The sequence below is a fragment of the Oscillospiraceae bacterium genome, from assembly GCA_025757685.1.
Taxonomy (GTDB): Bacteria; Bacillota; Clostridia; order Oscillospirales; family Acutalibacteraceae; genus CAG-217.
On the sequence record CP107220.1, the window covers coordinates 1,525,991 to 1,540,810 of the forward strand.

General features: G+C 51.9%; 19 protein-coding genes. 18 read left to right on the top strand and 1 reads right to left on the bottom strand.

Annotated elements, in window-relative coordinates; genetic code table 11:
* Nucleotides 1–49: 49 nt before the first annotated feature.
* The 13 genes from OGM59_07080 to OGM59_07140 are packed head-to-tail and all read left to right on the top strand — an operon-like array spanning nt 50 to nt 10,563.
* Nucleotides 50–712 carry a DUF4355 domain-containing protein gene (locus tag OGM59_07080; protein ID UYI90465.1) on the top strand — a complete coding sequence of 221 codons (663 nt, stop codon included), beginning with the start codon at nt 50–52 and terminating at the stop codon, nt 710–712.
* Between the two features lie 15 nt (nt 713–727).
* Nucleotides 728–1,843 carry a P22 coat protein gene (locus OGM59_07085; protein UYI90466.1) on the top strand — a complete coding sequence of 372 codons (1,116 nt, stop codon included), beginning with the start codon at nt 728–730 and terminating at the stop codon, nt 1,841–1,843.
* Between the two features lie 16 nt (nt 1,844–1,859).
* Entirely contained in the window at nt 1,860–1,988 is a 129-nt protein-coding gene (locus tag OGM59_07090) for a hypothetical protein (protein UYI90467.1), read from the top strand.
* 28 nt (nt 1,989–2,016) lie between these two features.
* The gene (locus tag OGM59_07095) at nt 2,017–2,415 is read left to right on the top strand and encodes a hypothetical protein (protein ID UYI90468.1); all 399 of its coding nucleotides are present in this window, start codon (nt 2,017–2,019) and stop codon (nt 2,413–2,415) included.
* The gene (locus OGM59_07100) at nt 2,396–2,749 is read left to right on the top strand and encodes a hypothetical protein (protein UYI90469.1); all 354 of its coding nucleotides are present in this window, start codon (nt 2,396–2,398) and stop codon (nt 2,747–2,749) included. Before OGM59_07095 ends, OGM59_07100 begins: the two co-directional genes overlap by 20 nt.
* Nucleotides 2,733–3,197, top strand: a complete 465-nt coding sequence (locus OGM59_07105) for an HK97 gp10 family phage protein (protein ID UYI90470.1) — start codon at nt 2,733–2,735, stop codon at nt 3,195–3,197. The genes OGM59_07100 and OGM59_07105 overlap by 17 nt, the downstream gene beginning before the upstream one ends.
* The gene (locus OGM59_07110; GenBank protein ID UYI90471.1) at nt 3,194–3,562 is read left to right on the top strand and encodes a hypothetical protein; all 369 of its coding nucleotides are present in this window, start codon (nt 3,194–3,196) and stop codon (nt 3,560–3,562) included. Before OGM59_07105 ends, OGM59_07110 begins: the two co-directional genes overlap by 4 nt.
* Before the next feature lie 12 nt (nt 3,563–3,574).
* On the top strand, nt 3,575–4,018 hold the full coding sequence (locus tag OGM59_07115; GenBank protein ID UYI90472.1) for a phage tail protein: 444 nt from the start codon (nt 3,575–3,577) through the stop codon (nt 4,016–4,018).
* A gap of 53 nt (nt 4,019–4,071) precedes the next feature.
* Entirely contained in the window at nt 4,072–4,512 is a 441-nt protein-coding gene (locus tag OGM59_07120; GenBank protein UYI90473.1) for a hypothetical protein, read from the top strand.
* A gap of 19 nt (nt 4,513–4,531) precedes the next feature.
* Nucleotides 4,532–4,807 (top strand): hypothetical protein, encoded by a 276-nt coding sequence (locus OGM59_07125; GenBank protein UYI90474.1) that lies wholly within the window; start codon nt 4,532–4,534, stop codon nt 4,805–4,807.
* A 31-nt stretch (nt 4,808–4,838) separates the two neighbouring features.
* Nucleotides 4,839–7,625, top strand: coding sequence for a hypothetical protein (locus OGM59_07130; GenBank protein ID UYI90475.1), 2,787 nt, complete (start codon nt 4,839–4,841; stop codon nt 7,623–7,625).
* An 11-nt stretch (nt 7,626–7,636) separates the two neighbouring features.
* Nucleotides 7,637–8,005 carry a hypothetical protein gene (locus tag OGM59_07135; GenBank protein UYI90476.1) on the top strand — a complete coding sequence of 123 codons (369 nt, stop codon included), beginning with the start codon at nt 7,637–7,639 and terminating at the stop codon, nt 8,003–8,005.
* Between the two features lie 11 nt (nt 8,006–8,016).
* Entirely contained in the window at nt 8,017–10,563 is a 2,547-nt protein-coding gene (locus tag OGM59_07140) for a tail fiber domain-containing protein (GenBank protein ID UYI90477.1), read from the top strand.
* A 45-nt stretch (nt 10,564–10,608) separates the two neighbouring features.
* On the opposite strand, the gene OGM59_07145 is transcribed toward OGM59_07140, so the two are convergent.
* Complete coding sequence (locus tag OGM59_07145) at nt 10,609–11,130, bottom strand: hypothetical protein (GenBank protein ID UYI90478.1); 522 nt, start codon at nt 11,128–11,130, stop codon at nt 10,609–10,611.
* 149 nt (nt 11,131–11,279) lie between these two features.
* Here OGM59_07145 and OGM59_07150 point away from each other — a divergent pair, with 149 nt between their 5' ends.
* Genes OGM59_07150 through OGM59_07170 form a run of 5 tightly spaced genes read left to right on the top strand, consistent with a single transcriptional unit; the run spans nt 11,280 to nt 14,724 of the window.
* Entirely contained in the window at nt 11,280–13,016 is a 1,737-nt protein-coding gene (locus OGM59_07150) for a collagen-like protein (GenBank protein UYI90479.1), read from the top strand.
* Nucleotides 13,013–13,195, top strand: a complete 183-nt coding sequence (locus OGM59_07155) for a hypothetical protein (protein UYI90480.1) — start codon at nt 13,013–13,015, stop codon at nt 13,193–13,195. Before OGM59_07150 ends, OGM59_07155 begins: the two co-directional genes overlap by 4 nt.
* A complete protein-coding gene (locus tag OGM59_07160; protein UYI90481.1) occupies nt 13,188–13,544 on the top strand; it encodes a hypothetical protein in 357 nt (118 codons plus the stop codon). The genes OGM59_07155 and OGM59_07160 overlap by 8 nt, the downstream gene beginning before the upstream one ends.
* Nucleotides 13,545–13,547: 3 nt before the next feature.
* Nucleotides 13,548–13,814: a phage holin gene (locus OGM59_07165; protein ID UYI90482.1), complete on the top strand. Its 267-nt coding sequence runs from the start codon at nt 13,548–13,550 to the stop codon at nt 13,812–13,814.
* Nucleotides 13,807–14,724, top strand: coding sequence for a C39 family peptidase (locus OGM59_07170; GenBank protein ID UYI90483.1), 918 nt, complete (start codon nt 13,807–13,809; stop codon nt 14,722–14,724). Before OGM59_07165 ends, OGM59_07170 begins: the two co-directional genes overlap by 8 nt.
* The last annotated feature ends 96 nt before the right edge of the window (nt 14,725–14,820 follow it).

The window sequence follows — 14,820 nt, forward strand, 5'->3', positions numbered from 1 at the left end:
TATATCATTTAACGAACCGGCAGCGCACGGTTTGGGAAAGGAGTCAGCAATGACAAAACACAATGCCGAGATGGAAAACAGCAGAGAACAGAGCCGGGTGTGCGCACGCCTGCCGCTGAACCTCCAGCTGTTTGCCGAAGATACCGGCGAAAATGGAGCAGACACCAACGCAGAGGGGGCAGCGGGCGACACCGACGCCAACTCCGATGGGGGCAACACCACTCCGACCTTTGACGAACTGCTGAAAGACAAAAAATTCCAAAGTGAATTTGACAGCAGGGTCAGCAAGGCGCTTGCCACGGCCAGAGCCAAGTGGGAAGAAAGCGCCAAAGAGCAGGCGGACGAAGCCAAAAAACTATCCAGTATGAACAAAGAGGAGCGAGAGCGGTATAACCTGGCCAAGGATCGCCAGGCATTTGAACAGGAAAAGGCAGCCTTTGCCAAGAAGCAGCTGGAAACGGCTGTTGCGGCTGAGCTGCTCCAGCGTAAGCTGCCTGTGCAGTTTGCCGCAATCCTGACCGGGAATGACGCCACTGCCTCGCAAAAGAACCTGGAGATTTTTGACGCCGCATTTCAAGAGGCAGTACAGGCCGCCACAACCGCCAACCTGCGGGGCAAGGACTTGCCGCCGGCAGGTAAGGAAGCAGCGGGCGACAATGTACCGCCCACAGACTTCCGCGCCTATGAGGCGTGGAGAAAACAGAACGGCTAATAGGAGGAATAAGAAATGCCGAATACGATTTTAACACCCAATGTCATTGCCAATGAGGCACTGATGGTACTGAAAAACAACCTGGTGATGGCTAACCTGGTCCACCGGGACTATGAGAACGAATTTGTGAAGGTTGGCGACACGGTTACCGCCCGCCGCCCCAGCAAGTTTGTAGCCAAGAACTTTACCGGCGCTGTGGATCCCCAGGATCTGAACGAGGGCGGTGTACCCGTGAAGATGGACCGGCTGCGCGATGTGACTGTGCAGATCACTTCTAAGGAAATGTCCCTGGATCTGCGCGACTTCTCTGCCCAGGTGATCGAACCGGCCATGACCGCCATCGCCAGCGCGGTGGACGCAGATGTACTGGCGACTGCCGTAGAGGGCGCCGGTCGCACCGTGACCGCTTCCGGAGAGAGCGCAACCAAGCCCATTAAGGATATTGCCAAGGTGGGCAGCTATCTGGACTTCGCCGGTGTGCCGGTTCAGAACCGCCGCCTGGTACTGAACCCCTCGCACAAGGTGCTGTATGCTACGGACGACAACCTGTCCAAGGTGTCCTATGCCGGTGACGGCAACGCCCTGCGGGACGCAGAACTGGGTAAGGTGTACACCATGGACACCTACATGAGCCAGAACGCACCGTATCCCTACGGTTATCTGGACAATGCCGTTGGTACTGCCAAGACTTATAAGGTCAGTGGTACTGCCGGTGAGAGCAAGGTGGCGCTGTCCTCTGTGACTGCTGCTACTGCCAATGTGAAAAAGGGCGACTGCTTTATTGTGGACGGCTATGTGTACCATTTTGCCGCAGACGCTACGGCTGCCAGCGGCGCGGTGGCCGAGGTGGCTATTGACCAGTCCTTGCACGCTACACTGTCTGGAAAGGATGCCACTGTGATCTCTGCGCCCACTTCCGTAGGGTTCCACCGCAACGGCGTGGCACTGGTGACCCGTCCTATGGATCTGCCGATGGGTAACAAGAACGCCTATGTGGCTTCTGCGGACGGCCTGGGTGTGCGTGTGGTCTTTGACTACGACAGCACCCACAAGATCGACACCGTATCCTTTGATATTCTGTACGGCGTGACCACGCTGGACAAGAATATGATCGTCAAGGTGCAGGGCTAAGCCCGGGGAGGTACAAATGGAAAAGGTAACCGTTGTAAGCGGTAAAAGCGAAGTGGTCATTGACCGCAACTGCCTGGAGGCATACTTGAATGCCGGTTGGAAACTGCCGGAGAAAAAAGAAAACATGAAACAGGGCGCCAAATAAGGCGCCTTTTCTTATGGGGGTGATATGTTTGACTGATGAGATGAAAAGCAAGGCTCTGCGGCTGCTGCGGGCCGCTGCCGGGCGTTACGACAAGATATGCGAGGCCTGGTACGCACACGCCGGTGAAGAGCTGGATTTGCAGCTGTTCTTGGATATGGCCGAGGACGATTGCTTGGCGTATCTTGGTGTCCGCACCTTGCCGCTTGCCGTGACGGCGACCACGCTGTCCAAAATCGCCTATATACACCTAAACGGCTTCTTACAGGAGCAGGACTACGGTGTGAAAAGCGCTTCTTACACAGAGGGAAGCGTGTCCAAGAGCGAGACCTATACCACCCCTGCGGAGCGCGAGGCGGCCGTTGCCGAGCTGCTGCAGCCGTACAACAGATACAGGGAGGTGCATACTGGTGAAGCTGAAAACGCCTAAGTCGTGGACTGTAAAATCACGGATTTTCTCCGCACAGACGATCAGAGACAGTGCTTACGACTTTGAGCAGAGCACCTATACCGCTGTGCCAACTGTATTGTATTTGTGCTGGCAGCCGGTGTCTGCCGCCGCTCCCATAGAAGAACGCGGGCGGGTGTCGTCTGCAAGCTACCAGGCTGTGCTGTACAGTGATGTGGCCGTACAGCCCGGAGATTTGGTGCAGGTGGATGGTATCGGCTGGCTGGAGGTGGACAGTGTGCAGCATTTTCTGCACCATAGGCTGCTGACGGCCAACGCAACAGAAAGGAGGGCGACGGTTGGAAACGCAGATTGAAAACCTGGGAGCCTATGCCTCTGCCATTGAGCAAAGCACCAATAGACTGCTGAATCAGCTGGAACGGCAAATGCTGCAGGACGCGGAGGATATGGCCGGCCGCCAGCGGAGCAAGTGCCCGGAGGATACCGGGTTGCTGCGGGAATCTATCGCCGCTTTTTGCGAGCGTAACGGCGACAGCGTAACCGCAGGCAGTCGTACCAATATGCAGTATGCGGCCTATGTGGAATTCGGAACCGGGCCTGTGGGTGACGAAAAGGGTACACCGCTGGACAGTGAGCTGGGTATTGTGCGTAAGCATGAGCCTTGGACTGCGTATATACCAGGCTACGGATTTCGCAGGTTAAAAGGCTGCTTGCCGGCGCTCTTTATGTATTACGGCATGCAGGAAATGCAGCCGGTGATTGCAGAGCATTATGGTACGGCTATACAGGAGGCGATCAAGTGAAAAACTACCGTGCAGTGATCCGGGATACCTTAAAATCCGTACAGTCGGACATTCCCTATGACATTAAGATGGCATTTCCGGAGAGCAAACCGGCAGGTAACCTGATCACATTTTATGAGATCACCAATACAGGTACGGAACTGGCGTGCGTAGATGTGATCGCCTATCAGGTGGATCTGTGGTTTGTGGCCTTGCCGGATCTGTTGGAAATGACGGAAAAGGTAGACGAGGCTTTGACCTCGCTGGGCCTGATCCGACAATTTGCGTCCTCGGACGCGCTTTTACACGACCCCAGCGGTTATTTGCGCAAATCATTGCGTTACGGCCGTCGGGTTGATACAAGAACCAATCGACTGATAGATTAAGGAGGATTTTATATGAACGAAACAAAGCCGGAACGCGGCCTTGCGTCCAAAGGCATTGAGGTATATCCCAACTATACCGGCCCCACAGCCAAGTGCCTGAACTACGCCACCCAAATCGGCGATCTGACCAAGGGCGAACGGGAAGAACTGGACGCCACTTGCTATGACGATGATGTGGAACACAGCATTACCGGTATTCGCAAGAAAGCAGACGCCTTTGAGGTGACTTTTCTGTACAACGCAAAGGACGCCACATCGGATTATCGGGTGCTGGCAGCTTTGGAGGACGCCGGTGTGTCCGTACCCATTATGGTTAAGCTGCCGGACGACACCAAGTTTAACAACTCTGGTGTGCCCAGCCTGACGATTAAGGGACCGGGCGTAAACAGCCTGATGGAGGCTACTGTCTCGTACAAGCTGGACGGCGACTGGAGCAGAGAGTTTCCCGCCGCGTAAATCGATTATTCGGGAGGCGGGAGACCGTCTCCCTCATTTTTAGGAGGTAAGCAATGAATAATCAGCATACTGTAACCAGAACATACGATTTGCAGTTGACTGCAAACGAGACGGTGCACTTGCGCCTGACCGTGGCTGCCCAGCTGCGACTGAAAAATAGATTTAAGGAGGACGCCCTGGATGTAATCCTGAGCGCTTCCAGTGATCCGGAGCGGCTGCTGGCTGTGCTGGATGAGGCACTGCATTTTAACGATGATCCCAACGGCGATCTGACCGGTGAGGCGTTGTATGACGCGCTGGTGGATAGCGGCGTTAGCGGCGTGGACGCATTTTCAAGCATTCTCTTTCAGCTGGCCAATGTGTCCGGTCTACTGAGCGATACGCAGGCCGAGAAGCTCTCCGCCGGCATTGAAAAGATGGTCAACGCTGCGTTTGACGGCGTGGAGAAGTCCACAGAGAGTGAGGACAAGCCGTCCACTTCCTTTCGGGAGTAATTACTGCACAACGGAGGATATGATCCTGGAGGCCAACGCTTATGGCTTGTCGTTCTCTGTTATTCTCGCCATGACCTATGGAGAACTAAAGCGTTACATTCTGTTCCATCGTGATTTTGAGAAAAGGCAGTATCAAAATCTGTCACAAATCGCCTATATCCAAGCCGGGGTTATCGCTGCTGCGGTTGCCGGGGAGGATGTGGGCGCAGTGTATGACCTTTTCCCATATTGGACAAAGGATGATGTGCTGGATATTCAAGCGGCCAAAGCAATGGCCTACTTTGATCAGTTTTAACGATTGAAAAACAAGAAAAGGAGGTGATTTTGTGGATCAGGAATTGGTAACACGATTTACTGCGGATATTAGCCAGTACAAAAAGAGCATGGCCTCTCTCCAAGCCGAGCTGAAGCAGCTGTCCGGCGTGACGGATAAAATTAAGACGGTGACTGCCAAGGCAATGTCTTCCGCCTCTTCTGATACAAGGAAGATGGGAAAGCAGGTGGATACGCTTATTAAGAGCCAAGAGCGCAATGTGCAGGCCGCTATGAGTAGTGCTGCGAAAATATCCGAGTATACGGCAAAAGCCAGACAGCTGAAAGATCAGCTGCACAGTCAGGACGAAACATACAAGCAGTTGTCCAGCCGCTTAAAAGAGGTAACAGCCACTTACCGGGCACAGCAGGAGTTTTTGAAGTCCTATAAGAACGGCATCGCCGGTGTAAGCAGTCAGTATCAGGAGATGGTAGACTGGATCCACAAAATGGAAACAGCGTCGACCAGCGGCATGACGATCAATCAGATTGAACAGCAGCGGGCGGCTATCAATCGTATAAAGAACGATTTAGAAGTCTTTGACAGCGAGCTGAAAGAGGTTGGCCTGAATCCGAATAATTTAAAAACGGATACGCTGGACAAGCTGAAAAATGAAATCCGCAAAACCTCTTCGCAGATTCTCAAAGCGAAGAGTGCAATGGCACAGACCACGGGACAGATCAACAAAACCAATGCGGATATAGCAACGGAAAGCAACCGCTTTTCCAACTTGAAATCGTCCATATCCAGAAATGCTCCTGCGCTTAAGAGTATGAGCAAGCAGCTCAAGCAAACCGGTGATGTTTCCGCAGCAGGGAAACTGAAAAAGGGCTTCTCCGGGTTAAAGGGCATATTTGGAAATATCGGATCTGCAGCGGGCGCCGCTTTCGGCAAGGTGCATAGTCACCTGAAAAATATGCGTGCTTCTTCCGGTACGGCCAGCAAGTCCCTGTTGAATGTGGTCAAGTCTATCCGCCGTATAGGTGTGGTATCGTTGGGGCTGAAAGTGTGTAAAAACATTTTCGGCGAGCTGCGCTCGGTGATCACCGGATATTTAAGTCAGAACGAGACTCTGAATAACCGTGTAGAAGCCTTGAAAAATGCTTTTGCAAATGCTTTGGCACCGGCCATCAATGTGGTTGTGGGGCTGTTTGAAAAGCTCATGCCCTATGCCATGAGTGTTGCCAATGCCATTAGTGGGTTGCTTTCATCTGTGGGGATCGCTTCGCAGGTAAATGCCACGGCCACCGCTGTGGGCAAGACCACAAAAGAGACGAAAAAGCTGTCTCAAGCGCAGAAAGAACTGTACGGATTTGACCAAATCACTAAGGTTAGTGATGATCAGCAAGACAGTAGTTCGTCCGGTGCGTCTACAGCCAATACGCCGGCAGCGTCCGACAAGTTCTCCGCTTATTTGGAGAAAATCAAGAACCTGTGGAAAAGCTGCGACTTTGAGGGAATCGGCGAACAAATCGCCGGTTCTTGTAATAAGATTATTAGCAAGATCAATGCACTGGACTGGAAAGGCATACAGGACAAAGTCAACGGCGCTGTCTGCGGTATTGCCAAGAGCCTAAACGGCTTCATCCGTGACTTCGACTGGGAGGGTGCCGGACAAATTGTTGGTAACGGTGTGAACACCGTCTTTGGTGCACTGGACACCTTCCTGACCACATTCGATTTTGCAGCTCTTGGCGCAGGCTTTTCTAAAAACCTGAACGGTATATTCAACACCATTGACTGGGGACAGGTGGCAAAGACTCTGTCCGATGCAATCAGCGGTGTATTCAAGGCCATTGCAGGCTTTCTGGAAAATTTGGACTGGCGAGGGCTGGCTACGGCGCTGGAAAACTTCATAGGCGGTATTGATTTTGGTGGAATGGCAAGCGCTCTGTTTGAATCGCTTGGTGCAGCTTTAGGCGGCCTGTGTGCATTCCTGGGACAGCTTATCTCTGACGCTGTGTCCGGTATACAGTCCTATTTTGGCGACAAGATCAAAGAAGCCGGCGGCAATGTGGCCCAGGGCATTTGGGACGGCATCATTGACGGCATTGGAGATGCATGGAAGTGGGTTAAGGAACACATTTTCCAACCGTTTATCAATGGTTTCCAAAAAGCGTTTGAGATCAAATCGCCGTCTAAGGTTATGAAAAAACAGGGCGGATTTATTTCCCAAGGTCTTTTCGATGGTATCGGTAACCTATGGAAAAAGGTCAGCAAGAAGTTTAGCGAATTTAAGGAAAACCTGGTCAACTTCTTTACCGGCAAAAACGGTATTGTGACCAAGGTGAAAGGGCTTGGTGGCAAGATCGTAGACGGACTGAAAAACGGTATGAAAAACCTGAAAAAGACCTTCACCAATGCGTTCAAGGGTCCGCTGAACGGTGCAATCGGGTTGATCAACAACATGATCGACAAAATCAACGACAAGCTGAACATCAGCGTTGGCAGCACACTGTCTAATGTGCTTAGCGCCCTGGGCGTGAGCGTGACCAACGGCCAGTACCAGTTGTTTTCTATACCCACTATCCCAGAGCTGGAAAAGGGCGGCGTGCTGAAAAAAGGCCAGGTCGGTCTGCTGGAAGGTAAAGGTGCCGAGGCTGTTGTGCCTTTGGAGCGAAACACCCAGTGGATCAGCAAGGTAGCCGCAATGATGGTGCAAATGCTGGGTACCAGCGGGCAGGCGGTCAATGTAACGATCCCAATATATGTGGGCGGTAAGCATTTAAGCACGGTGGTGCTGGACGATGTGAACCAAACAGAAAAGAAAGGCCGTGACCCGGTTACGGCCACAGCGTAAGGAGGGACGGTATGCCACTATATATTGACGGCACAAAAATGCCAAACCCATCATTCAATGCCATATCCTGTTCAGACGAAAAGGTGTGGTCCTCTAACACAGGCCGCTCCAAGTCGGCTTATATGAACGGCAGTATCGTTCAGGTCAAAAAAACAAGGCAGTTGTCCTTTCCACCCTTGACCCGGGCGGAATTGGACAAACTAAACGGCGTGATCAACAATGCGAGTAAGCCCTGGCATTCTATTAAACTGGAGGATACTTCCGGGAATACGGTGTTTTCGTTCAACTGCTACTTTGGTACGCCCAGTTGGACAGCCTATTCCGGTGCCAGGGATTGCCGGTATTTCATCAACTACAAAGTAGATGCCATCGAGCGCTAAAGGAGTATTTTATGTACAAGACAAGCACTGATTTTAACCAGGCCATCAAAAACGGGGAACGGATCTATGTGAAGGTTAAATGTGGCAATTTCATTTTTGGCTACAACGATGAGACGGATCCTACAAGCCCAAATGAGCAAAATAACATTATGGAGCTGAATATTGACCGCAGTATCAGCCATGACGATTACGCGCTGGCAAAGTCCTACGCTTGTGGGTGTAACTGCGTTCTGTGGGCTGTGCCCGCCGGTGCCGTGCTTCGCGGGCAGAAAACCGTGGTGTACTTTGGCTGTATGGTCAACGGTGCAGTGGAGTGGGTGCCAATGGGCGTGTTTTATCCGGAAAAGGTCACTCGGTCCGGCGAATGTACCACTTTGGAAATGTACGACCACATGTATGATCTTTCTATGCCGTATTCTGCCGCCATCAGCGGTCAGCAGACCCCTTTGGCAATCTTAAAAGACCTGGCACGCCAGGGTAACTTTGAGTTGGCTGCCGGCGTGGAGAGCAAGGTCTCCGGCTTTGGCACGGTAGATGTTTCTTTGCTCTGCGGTACGGAAACAGATGAGGATGGCAAGCAGCAGGTCACTGCCTATAATGTGAATGATGCCATCGGTTATGTGGCTGGGTTCTGCGGCTGTGCTGCCGTCTTTGATCGAGAAGGCAAGTTGCGAGTAGATACTTTCGCCCAGGTATATGATGGTACGGCAGAATACGCGGTGACAGATGACACGGTCACAGAGGTTTCACTGGCAGAGACGGACAAAACCTACCTGGGGATCAGTTGCAACAATGGGAATAAGAATATTCTTGCACCAGATAGTCTGTCGGTCAACAGCGAGGTGCTGTATTTCGACAACCCACTGATCACCACCCAGGCCCAAGCGGAAAAAGTATTTGGTGCTGTATCTGATATGATCTACATAGATGATGGCGACCAGGGTGAGACTGTATTTGACCTGGGCATACAGTACCGACCGGGAAGTATGACATTGCTCACGGCCAATCCGGCGTTGGATAGTTTCGATGTGATCACTTACCGGGACGATACCGGCGATCACCATATCCCCTTGATGGGTGTGGAGTATGATTATGATGGCTCCGTCACTATGGATGTGGTCGCCCATGCCCGTTCAGAACAGGAGGGCAGCTCTGCCGGAAGCATTCTATCCCGCATGATCTCTAAGGCTATGCAGCAGGTCACAGCGCCGTTGGCGCAGCGCATTCAGGACGCCACGGATTCTATCACGAACGCAGTTGGTGGTTACGCTGCTTTGATCGACCGGGACGGCGATGGTGTGTCAGACGCGCTTTATATCGGAGAGTACCCGGCAGCGGAGGGCAAGACAAAAGGACGCTGCCTGCTGCTGAATAAGAACGGCATGGCTGTTTCTACCACCGGATTGCAAGGCCCCTTTAAGGACTTTGCGGTGTACTACAACAAAAAAACCAACCAGTATTACCTGAATGCTACGGACATTTCAGCCGGTAGACTCTCCGGTATTGAGATCCTTGCGGATAAAGGCACGATCGCCGGGTGGAACATCACCGACCGAGAACTGTATGCGGATTTGGGTAGTTATCGTGCATACATTCAAAAGCCAACTACCAAAGGCTCTTGGGTGTTTTCTGCACAAAAAAAGAACAGCAACGGTTCATATACTGGTACATGGTATGTAACGATGGGCGGCGATATGGTATGCAATGGTTCGGTAGATGTAAGCGGGGCCCTATCGGTGGAAGGGAAAACCAAATTTGATGCCGATGTACAATTCTACAAAAAAATATATGATCTTGCCGGATATGAAATCATTAATGCTGCATCTGGTGGTAACAGCCTTGTAATTGGATACGGTCAGTATGAGCACGGAGCCAAAACATATTTAGAAGGCGGAGATATTTGCTTAAGAATGCAGCAGAATGGCAACTTGTGTATACAAGCGGGATCGAAAGATTCGGTTGAAACCAGATTTGTACTGTCTAAAGTGAGTTGGACGCTTAGCGGAAGCACTGCGTACCGTGATACGATTGAATCAAAAGGCGGGTTTGTGCTTAGTGCGAATGGTGGCGATAATGTTTTATACCTTGTCGGGAAGAGTATATGGATTGATAACGCCACGACAATCAGAGGCAAACTGACGGTACAAGACGATATTAGACTGAGTTTTAAATCTTCAAGCGGAACCATTCCACTGGTTGTAAACACAAGCGGCGTTATTACAACCGCAAACTCATCAAAACGATACAAAGAGAATATCAAACCGGTAGAAGACGCTGTGCTGGATCCAAACGGTCTTTACGATGTACAGGTGTGCCAGTACAATTACAAGCCAGAATACAAGGACAACGAATTGGTCAGCGGGACGCAGATCGGCGTTATTGCAGAGGATCTGGACAAGCATTACCCCAACGCAGTGATCTATGACAGTGAAGGGAGACCTGAAAGCTGGCAAGATCGTATCATGATACCGGCAATGCTTAAGTTGATCCAAGATCAAAAGAAGCAACTGGACGCTTTGCAAGCCGAAGTGGACGCGCTGAAAGCAAAATTGCAATAAACAGCAAAGCGGCTGCTCCGCACTGGAACAGCCGCTTTAGAGTTATTAGTCAATATATATTCTTGGAGTGGATTTATCGCCCTTTTTGAAATAGAAATGCCTGCCGCTTTCATCGACATATATTTCTTCTAACGGATCGTCTCGAGAATAAGCTGTGTCCCAGTAATATCCATCGTCAGAAGGTATGGGATCAAAGTGCGCGTCAGCAGGACGCTTCGGCACCGTTGATTCGGTTGTTTCTCTTATTGCGGCTGGGGCTACTGTGCCATTCCTTTCGGTGCGATACACTACTTGCGGTTGCGTGGTAGTATGCTTCTTCTTTTTCTTCTTAGTGGTTGTGGGCTTTGTAGTTGTTGTGGTTGCGGTCGCCTCTGTGGCTGCCGGTTCTGTAGTGGTCTCTGTGGGCTGTGTAGTAACACCAGCCAGTGCACTGGATACAGCGTGATCTACCAGACTGGCTGTCTCCTGATCATGCACTCGATCATAGTGCACCCACACACCGATACCGACCCCCACCGCCATTACAACGGTCACAACAAGGATCCACACTTTGGCCTTAGACTTCATCTCCATCTCTCCTTTCACTCCCCACCATACCACACTTCCCCGCAGATTGCAAGAAAACAGGAGGTGATTCCCATGTAAAATACAAATTGCAGTCAACTGCAAACGGCGGCTTAGGCACGCTGTTTTTTTATGTCAAAAAGGAGGATTTTATGCAGACATTAAATATTAAGGTCACCCAGCAGGCGGTGATCTTACAAAACAAAGATCCGGTGACAGCTGAGAATGTCAATCAGATTCGCTGTGTGGTAGAGCTGGACCCGGCATACGCCGATCTGGTCGTGCGGGTGTGCATGAACGGCCAGTTTGCCACTGTGGTGGATGGACAGTGTTTCGCCCCGCCGCTGCAAGAGGGAATGTGCCGCCTGGGCGTTTACGGCTATGCTGTGGATGGCAAGCAGTTGGTGCAGCGTATAAGCCCGGAGCCGTGCGTATTTTATGTGCGCCCGGGTTCTTATGACGCGGCGGCTATGGAGGCAGACACGCCTGATCCAACGGAGTTGGAGTCTTATTATGCCAAGGTGCAGGCACTGCTCAAGGATATTGGTAAGGGTGTGAATGGCACCACTTATACGCCCAGCGTGTCCGCAGCGGGCGAGATCAGCTGGACCAATGACGGCGGGAAGGACAACCCGGAACCGGTGAACATTAAAGGCCCAAAGGGTGACACGGGTCCCCAGGGCGCTCCTGGTAAAGATGGAGAGCGAGGACCGCAGGGCGAACCGGGAAAAGATGGTGCAGCGGGCCCACAGGGTCCCCAAGGGGAGCCGGGCGCAGAGGGCCCGCAAGGCCCACAAGGTGAGCAAGGCCCCCAGGGCGAACAAGGGCCAAAGGGCGATCCTGGACCGGCAGGCGCTGATGGCAAGGACTATGTGCTGACGGACACGGACAAGGCCAATATTGCCGCCAAGGTGGAGATCCCGGATAGCTCTGTGACTACGAACAAGCTGGCAGACGGTGCCGTTACCGGCGATAAGATCGAGTCCCTGTCTGTGGAGGGCAAGCATATTAAGCCGCGTGCAATAACCGGCATGCGGCTGGCTCTAAAAACGGTCACAGAGAACCTGTTAAGTGATGAGTTGCAAGCCAAACTTACCAGCTGGGTGGGCACTCTGGCGCAAGCGGCGAACGATGCGGTCACCTTACACGAATGGTGGAACATCTCTGAGTTCTGCCCCTATGTGCTGAATGTGGATTATGACACACATGGCACCATTACATTGCACGCTGACGATGCTAAGAGCGGCGATCATGCCTTGACCTTGCGCAGCGGGGCGCTGGTGTCTTTCTTTGAAGAGGATGGCGTGGAGTGTGCCACAGTCACACAATCTGATTTTGGCCTGGCCATCTTACGCAGAGCGACAGACGGCAGTGGGACGGTTACCCTGCCGACTGCGGGCGACACCGGCTCCGTTGAGACCTGGGAGCCTGTGTTTTCCAAGACATTTGACGCCGATACAACGGACAAGCAAAACTGGATTTTGTCTAAGCCGTGCAGAAAAATTAAGTTGCGCATGGTTAGCGTTGGAACTACTACCAATAGTAGTGCCGGAGACCAAACTGTATATTTGAATTCGTACACATCTGAGACTTACATACCCAATGCGTTTCGTTTCGATGTTGCAAAAGATAAGGGAAGCTTCGTTGTTGCAGAGGTTGAATTGACTGCTGACATGGTGCGTGTAATGCAAAACAAATCAGATAAGTCAAGTGGCTTCAACCCAGCTGATGTCATGGAAAAAGGCTGTATATGGCTTAGTAACAAGGTTAACTTCAACATATTCAAGGATGTGGAGGCTCACGGTGCGATTAAGTCGTTAGCTTTCCCAACCAATGGACGAACAATTGGTGCAGGCACGCAAGTTGAAATATTGGGGGTGGCAAAATGAATGTGGAGACAGAAAGCCGCATTGCGTTTTTGAAGTCCGAGCTGGCGGAGACGGATTACCTCTGTCTGAAGTACACGGACGGTGCGCTGTCCGAAGATGAATATGCGCCGATCCGCAAGCAGCGGGCAGCATACCGGGCAGAGATCAACGCCTTGCAAGGGGGTGAGACCGATGTATAGCGCATTCGTCACGGCCGCCCTGACCGCTGCCGTGTCAACGGTGGTGGGCAGCGCCGTGTCCGCTGTGATTGCTTCATTGATTGCAAGAAAAAAGAGCAAAAAAGCAATTGACGAAGTCACCACAGCCCGGTACATAGCCATCGAAAACGGCTTGCAGTCCATTTTGCGCGCCGAGATCATACGGCAGCACGACAAGCACACAGAGCGGGGCTACTGCCCCCTGTACGCCAAGGAAGCCATGGTCAAGGTGTATGACGCATACCACGCCCTGGGCGGCAATGGTATGATGACCAGATTTTATAATGAGATTATTGCGCTCCCGGAGGAGCCACAACAAAAGGAGGACTAAAAAATGAAAGTAACCGCAGGAACAATCGCAAGAACCGTCGTGTTGGCGGTATCTCTGCTGAATGTACTCTTGAATGCCTTTGGCAAGAACCCTTTGCCGTTCAGTGACGATGAGGTGTACACCGCTGTGTCAACAGTGGTAGCCGTGGTGGCTTCCCTTGCCGCCTGGTGGAAGAACAACAGCTTCACCAAGGCTGCACTAAAGGCGGACGAAACCCTTGCGCTGGAGCGGTCAGAGAACGCAGAAAGCGAGGCGGTCAGTCATGAGTAAGCTGTACTATTGCAGACAGACCACGGAAAAATGCAAGTCTATCCGTTATCCCAGCAAATCCCACCCCTATAAATACGGCACTTCCGGCTGTATCTATACCAGTGGTTGCGGAGTGTGCGCCAGTCTTATGGTGCTCCATAACTTCGGCTTTACCGGCTTAGACACAGCAGCCTGGACACAGAAGTGCCTATTGATGGGCGCACGGTCCGCAGATGGCACCGATATGGACACGGTGGCAGTGTACCTGGAGAAGCATTACTCCATCGTAAGCAAGCGGGCAAAGACCGTTGCCGACCTGAAGAACCACCTGAAAGCCGGTGGCAAGGCCATTGTATGCGTCAGCGGTGGCGGCAAGCAGCTGTTCTCCAACGGCGGGCATTATATCTATATCGGCGGCCTGGATAAGTCCGGTAACCTGATCGTATTAGATCCGTACTGGTATGATGGCAAATTCACCATGACTGCCAACCGGCGCAAATACACCAAAGTGAAGAACGCCCGAGAAGTGTATGTACAGCCTGCCGCCCTTGCTTCCGATATTAGTGGCATTTGGCTGTTCACCAACGCCAAAGGTGGCAAGACGGTGTATGCGGAAAACGATGTGAACAACCGTAAGGCAAGCCCTAAGGCACCCACCATAAAGCCGGGCACATACACCACCACAGCAGTTCGTGGTATTTATAAGGGCGCAGGTGCTGCTGCCGAACGCAAGAAGGTCAAGGATCTGACCACGGACGGCCGGCGACACGCTACAAGCAGTAAGTCGAAAGCAGACGCTATGCTGCGCTCCGGCACCACCATCACCGTGCTGGAGACCAAGCTACTCAGCACCGGCAACCTGTGGGCACGCTGTCCCTCCGGCTGGCTGTGTATCTGGGAAAAGGATATTGACCGTAAATTCATCAAGTAAAGCAGAAAGCCCACCGAGTAATCGGTGGGCTTCTTTTGTTTTTTATCAAAAAATATGACAAAAAGATAAAAAAATTCATGTTTTTATTGAATTTCA

What these genes read in the sequence shown, in the direction of transcription:
- OGM59_07080 (UYI90465.1), top strand. Translation starts at nt 50, where the DNA reads ATGACAAAACACAATGCCGAGATGGAAAACAGCAGAGAACAGAGCCGG.
- OGM59_07085 (UYI90466.1), top strand. Translation starts at nt 728, where the DNA reads ATGCCGAATACGATTTTAACACCCAATGTCATTGCCAATGAGGCACTG.
- OGM59_07090 (UYI90467.1), top strand. Translation starts at nt 1,860, where the DNA reads ATGGAAAAGGTAACCGTTGTAAGCGGTAAAAGCGAAGTGGTCATTGAC.
- OGM59_07115 (UYI90472.1), top strand. Translation starts at nt 3,575, where the DNA reads ATGAACGAAACAAAGCCGGAACGCGGCCTTGCGTCCAAAGGCATTGAG.
- OGM59_07120 (UYI90473.1), top strand. Translation starts at nt 4,072, where the DNA reads ATGAATAATCAGCATACTGTAACCAGAACATACGATTTGCAGTTGACT.
- OGM59_07125 (UYI90474.1), top strand. Translation starts at nt 4,532, where the DNA reads ATGATCCTGGAGGCCAACGCTTATGGCTTGTCGTTCTCTGTTATTCTC.
- OGM59_07135 (UYI90476.1), top strand. Translation starts at nt 7,637, where the DNA reads ATGCCACTATATATTGACGGCACAAAAATGCCAAACCCATCATTCAAT.
- OGM59_07140 (UYI90477.1), top strand. Translation starts at nt 8,017, where the DNA reads ATGTACAAGACAAGCACTGATTTTAACCAGGCCATCAAAAACGGGGAA.
- OGM59_07145 (UYI90478.1), bottom strand. Translation starts at nt 11,130, where the DNA reads ATGAAGTCTAAGGCCAAAGTGTGGATCCTTGTTGTGACCGTTGTAATG.
- OGM59_07150 (UYI90479.1), top strand. Translation starts at nt 11,280, where the DNA reads ATGCAGACATTAAATATTAAGGTCACCCAGCAGGCGGTGATCTTACAA.
- OGM59_07155 (UYI90480.1), top strand. Translation starts at nt 13,013, where the DNA reads ATGAATGTGGAGACAGAAAGCCGCATTGCGTTTTTGAAGTCCGAGCTG.
- OGM59_07160 (UYI90481.1), top strand. Translation starts at nt 13,188, where the DNA reads ATGTATAGCGCATTCGTCACGGCCGCCCTGACCGCTGCCGTGTCAACG.
- OGM59_07165 (UYI90482.1), top strand. Translation starts at nt 13,548, where the DNA reads ATGAAAGTAACCGCAGGAACAATCGCAAGAACCGTCGTGTTGGCGGTA.
- OGM59_07170 (UYI90483.1), top strand. Translation starts at nt 13,807, where the DNA reads ATGAGTAAGCTGTACTATTGCAGACAGACCACGGAAAAATGCAAGTCT.